The sequence below is a fragment of the Streptomyces minutiscleroticus genome, assembly GCF_014650875.1.
In the GTDB taxonomy this organism is placed as follows: Bacteria; Actinomycetota; Actinomycetes; order Streptomycetales; family Streptomycetaceae; genus Streptomyces; species Streptomyces minutiscleroticus.
In genome coordinates this window covers 1-4249 of the sequence record NZ_BMVU01000145.1, presented here as the reverse complement: position 1 = coordinate 4249, position 4249 = coordinate 1, and the positions used below count along the sequence as shown (strand labels likewise).

Sequence of the window (4249 nt, the reverse complement as noted above, 5' to 3'; positions counted from 1 at the left end):
TCCAGGGCGACATGAAGACCGCGGCGCAGGGCGCGCTCACGGCGCTCGGCATGCTGCACGCGCAGAGCTGGGGCGTCCTCATCGGGCTCCCGCTGTCCACGGCCATCTCCGCCCACACCGCCCTGCGCGCCTTCGGCGAGTCCGAGGAACTGCTCAAGCACGACGTGCCCGAACCGATGTTCCGCACCGTGTTCGGCATCCAGTACCTGCGCACCCGCGGCCACCACTACCTCGACACCGACCGGCCGTTCGCCGCGCTCAACGACTTCGAGACCTGCAGCCGTCTGATGCGCGAGGGCAACCCCAACCTCCAGATGGGCATCCCCTGGCGCTCCGACCTGGCCCTGGCCAACCTGCGCATCGGCAAGGCCCGCACGGCCCGGGAGTGGGCCGAGGAACAGCTGCGACTGTCCCGGGGACGCAACTCCCGCTTCCGGGCCCTGGCATTGGGCGTACTGGCCGCCACCAGCAAGTCGCACCGCCGCGCCCCCCTGCTGCGGGAGGCGATCGACCTGCTCAAGACGTCCGGCGACCGCTACTCCCTCGCCCACGCCTACGCCGACCTGTCGGCCGCCCACTACGAGCTCGGCGAGTACGCCCGCGCCCGCCTGGTGGCCCGCCGGGCGACGCAAGAGGCCGAATCCTGTTGTATCGAATCACCGGTCGACACCCACCTGCTGGAGAAGCCTGTACGGTCAGGGGCCGCGAAGGCGGAGGGCAGTCCTACTCTTTTGAGCGATGCGGAGTACCGGGTGGTCGGGTTGGCCGCGCTCGGGTACACCAACCGCGAGATCAGCGGCCGGCTCCATGTCACCATCAGCACGGTCGAACAGCACCTCACCCGCGTCTACCGCAAACTGGACGTGGCCGGCCGCTCTGAGCTGCCGTCGAAGATGCTGGAGCAGCACATGCCCAACCCGTCCAGCTGAGCTTTTCCGAGATGTGTGGGGTTCGATGTTCAGGGCTGGACGGAGCGAGAAGGCTTCCACGGCGTTCTGTCACGAGTCGAGCGCTGATGCGGCCGCATCTCGGACGGCTGGGGCCAGCGAGACATGTGGCCCGGGCCTTGGCCGAAGCCGTTGGGGCCCGTGCTCACGGCGGCAGGCGGTCGTTGCTCCTGCACCTTGTCGGCTGCGGCGGTGGAGGCTTACATCTGTTCTCGACCGATGCCGGATGCGGCGGGATCTTCCGAGGAGGGGCGGGCGGCATGTCCGTGCCACGTGAGGGGTGTGGAGGGTAGTGGACGGTCAGTGGGGAATCGGTGTCCCTGCTTCTGACGGCGCGTTTTTTCTGCTGGGAAAGATCCGGAGCGGAAATGACTATGCGCGCAGCAGGAAAACGAGGTTCAGGCGCTCGGCGTCCGTCGTCAAGGTGGCTTCGCTTTCTCTTTCCGCAGGTTCGACCGTCATTCTCGGGCTGCAGAACCTCAATTTGTGGGCGAGTATCGCATTCACCCTTGTGGCTCTTGTGACACTTCTGGGGGCGGTCGAGCCGTTCTTCAACTGGCGATCACGTTGGATCCTCATGGAGGAGGCACAGTATCGGTTTCAACGATTGGCTGACGAACTTGAGTATCTGATGGCGGCGACTCCGGAGCATGAGCTGAGTTATGAGAGCCTGCGACCGGTGTTCGAGCAGTATCAAGAGGTGTGGGCGTCTTTGAGTGAGCGGTGGCTGGTTTCCCGGGCGGATGCCGAGAGGTCCGGGCGGCCGGAATAAGCGTGAGCCGTGGTCGCGAGCCTCCGCGACGACGTGAGGAAAGCGCTGGCCGCCTGCTCCGCAGCGCCCGACCGTACGCCGGACCACACACCGGGCAGGCGGACTGACGAGACGCAGAGACGTACTCCTTCGGAGGAGGGCACAACGACCCTGCGAACGCCTTGAGACTGCTCTGGCCAGCGATTGTTCCCCCCTCTGGGTCGTCGGGTGCTGTGCGCGACCGACCGCATGTCCGTGTACACCTCCCCTGAGCGTGCCGACCTGCACCATGCATTCTTCGTGGGACTGGACCATCGGGCATCACCTACCGTCCGCCGTCGCGTCGTCATCGCCCGGACGTATGGCCGCGCGCTAAATACGGTGGTATGCGGATGCCTGGCTCATCCGGCTGCGAGCACACTGTCGGTGTCCGAAAATTCCCTCCGGAATACGGAGAAAGCTGAGATGAACGTGCCGCGCGAGCCTGTGGTGTCCATCCAGCAGGCCTACGTATCTGACGTCGCGGAAGGTCATTTGGCCTTCGCCGCCCTGGTCGCTCACGACTGTGTCGCCGTGCCCGGGCCACTGGACTGGCTGCGCGACGAGAAGATTCCCTTGGAGGTGCTACTGATCCCGGTCGGCGGGGAGGAGCCTGGAGTTGTCGAACGGATCAGGCCTGCACGAGCCGAGATCATAGGATTCGCCTCACATCCCGAGGGTGCGGTGGCTTTTCTGTATCTCGCGCAACCCTCCCGGTACTGTCCGACTGCCGGCGTGCTGCGGGCTGAGGATTTCGAGAAGTCGTTGAGCGCCGGCGAGAAAGACATGTGGAAAGCCCTCGAGGCCGCGGGAGGCGTGCCGACAAGGGCTCAAGCCCCCTCCTGGGACGCCGCCCTGCGCACGGTCAGCGGCATTGAAGAGGCACAACGGCGTGAATTAGTTCGTACCGAGTTGTTCCAGACGGCCGCCGAAGTGGCCGTCAAGGTTTGCCCGCCCATGAAAGGATGCCGGGGATTTGTCCGCCCCTGAAAGGATGCCGGGTAGGCGCTTACCAGCATTGATACGTGCGTACTTGCGTCGACAGCAGGTCGCGCTGGACTGTGTGATCGCCGCCCTGCTGTGCGCGCTCGACCTGTACATCTCGTGGTACTACGAGACCAGTGACTCGTTCGGCAGATGGGCCACCCCGCTGTACGCGGCAGTCGGCTACCTTCCGCTGGTGTGGCGGCGCCGGTTCCCGGGGTGGGTGTTCATCTGGATGTGGATCCACAGCCTGCTCGCCTGGTTCGTCAGGCCGGACTATGTTCCCTCGCTCGGCTTGTGGCTGGCCCTGTACACCCTCGCAGCGCGCGCCAGCAGGTCGCGGGCAGTGCTGGCCTTGCTGGCGACGTTCATGCATGTCGTTCTGAACGCCGTGTCGAATGCCGCAGACGCACGGCCGGACATGCGTGTCACCACTTTCCTGATAGCGATCATCGTTGTCTCCATGGACGTCGTCGCCGCCTTCGCTGTGGGACGGTGGGCCGCCTGGACAGCGCACCGCCGTCGAATCGAAGCCGATGAGGCGGCCGCCGAGGCGGTGAAGGAAGAGCGCAGGCGTATCGCCCGGGACCTGCACGACGTCGTCGCCCACGCGGTCAGCCTGATGGTGCTGCAAGCGGCCGGGGCGGCACGCGTACTGGACAAGGACCCCCCGCGTGCCGCAGAGGCCTTACGGCACATCGACGACCTGGGACAACAGGCGATCGTCGAGTTGCGCCGCATGCTCGGCCTTCTCACGGAAAGTGCCGGTAACCCTGACCAGGCCGTGACTCAGCCTCTTCTCGGACTGAGGAACTTGCCCGGACTGCTGCAGCGGGCGCGGGCCAGTGGGCGGCAAGTGGAACTGCGCACCACCGGGGACCGAGTGCCGCTGGAGCCTGGAGTCGACCTGTCCGCCTACCGGATCGTGCAGGAGGCTCTCACCAACTCCCTCCGATACGCCGACCCGCATCTGCCCATACGGGTGGAGCTGAGCTGGCAGACAAGGAAACTCGAGATTCGGATACGCGACCACAAGCGGGCCGCACATCGCCCCGCGCGACACCCGCTCTCCACCGGTCAGGGCCTCATCGGCATGCGGGAACGGGCGATCGCGGCCGGAGGCAGCCTGCACGCCGGCACCCAGCTCGACGGGGGCTACTTGGTCGCGGCCGATCTGCCCGTCACAGGGCCACCCCCACGGACATCTGCGGCAGACGAGAAAGAGAACTGACCGCCTGTCGTACCGGAGACAGGGCCGCCACGTGATCACTGAACGCCCCGCAGCCATGCGCTCCTTCACGGCGAAGACGGCCCTGCCGTCGTGAGCAGGACAACGAGGCCAGGCCTGTGAAGCAGCGGTGCTACCCGGCGGTCCAGACCCTTTCCCTCGATGCCGCAGATACAGTGAGCTGTTTCAGAGTGGCCACTGATGGGTGACGGCGGTGGAGGCGCAACGCACGAGGCACCCGTGCCGTTGAGGGAGGTGTTCGAAGTCTCAACTCGTCAGCGCAGGTGCCTCGTTGATCCG

General features: G+C 65.9%; 4 protein-coding genes. All 4 read left to right on the top strand.

The features are described from left to right. Positions 1 to 929: helix-turn-helix transcriptional regulator (locus IE271_RS40300; RefSeq protein WP_190195394.1), on the top strand; the 929-nt coding region annotated here is incomplete at its 5' end. Between the two features lie 310 nt (positions 930 to 1239). Then, on the top strand, positions 1240 to 1719 hold the full coding sequence (locus tag IE271_RS40295) for a DUF4231 domain-containing protein (protein ID WP_190195393.1): 480 nt from the start codon (positions 1240 to 1242) through the stop codon (positions 1717 to 1719). Between the two features lie 228 nt (positions 1720 to 1947). After that, the gene (locus IE271_RS40290; protein ID WP_229919971.1) at positions 1948 to 2727 is read left to right on the top strand and encodes a hypothetical protein; all 780 of its coding nucleotides are present in this window, start codon (positions 1948 to 1950) and stop codon (positions 2725 to 2727) included. 4 nt (positions 2728 to 2731) lie between these two features. After that, positions 2732 to 3952: a sensor histidine kinase gene (locus IE271_RS40285; RefSeq protein WP_434099787.1), complete on the top strand. Its 1221-nt coding sequence runs from the start codon at positions 2732 to 2734 to the stop codon at positions 3950 to 3952. Positions 3953 to 4249 lie beyond the last annotated feature (297 nt).

Coding starts and splice junctions, on each gene's coding strand:
- IE271_RS40290 (WP_229919971.1), top strand. CDS start 1,948: ATGTCCGTGTACACCTCCCCTGAGCGTGCCGACCTGCACCATGCATTC.
- IE271_RS40285 (WP_434099787.1), top strand. CDS start 2,732: ATGCCGGGTAGGCGCTTACCAGCATTGATACGTGCGTACTTGCGTCGA.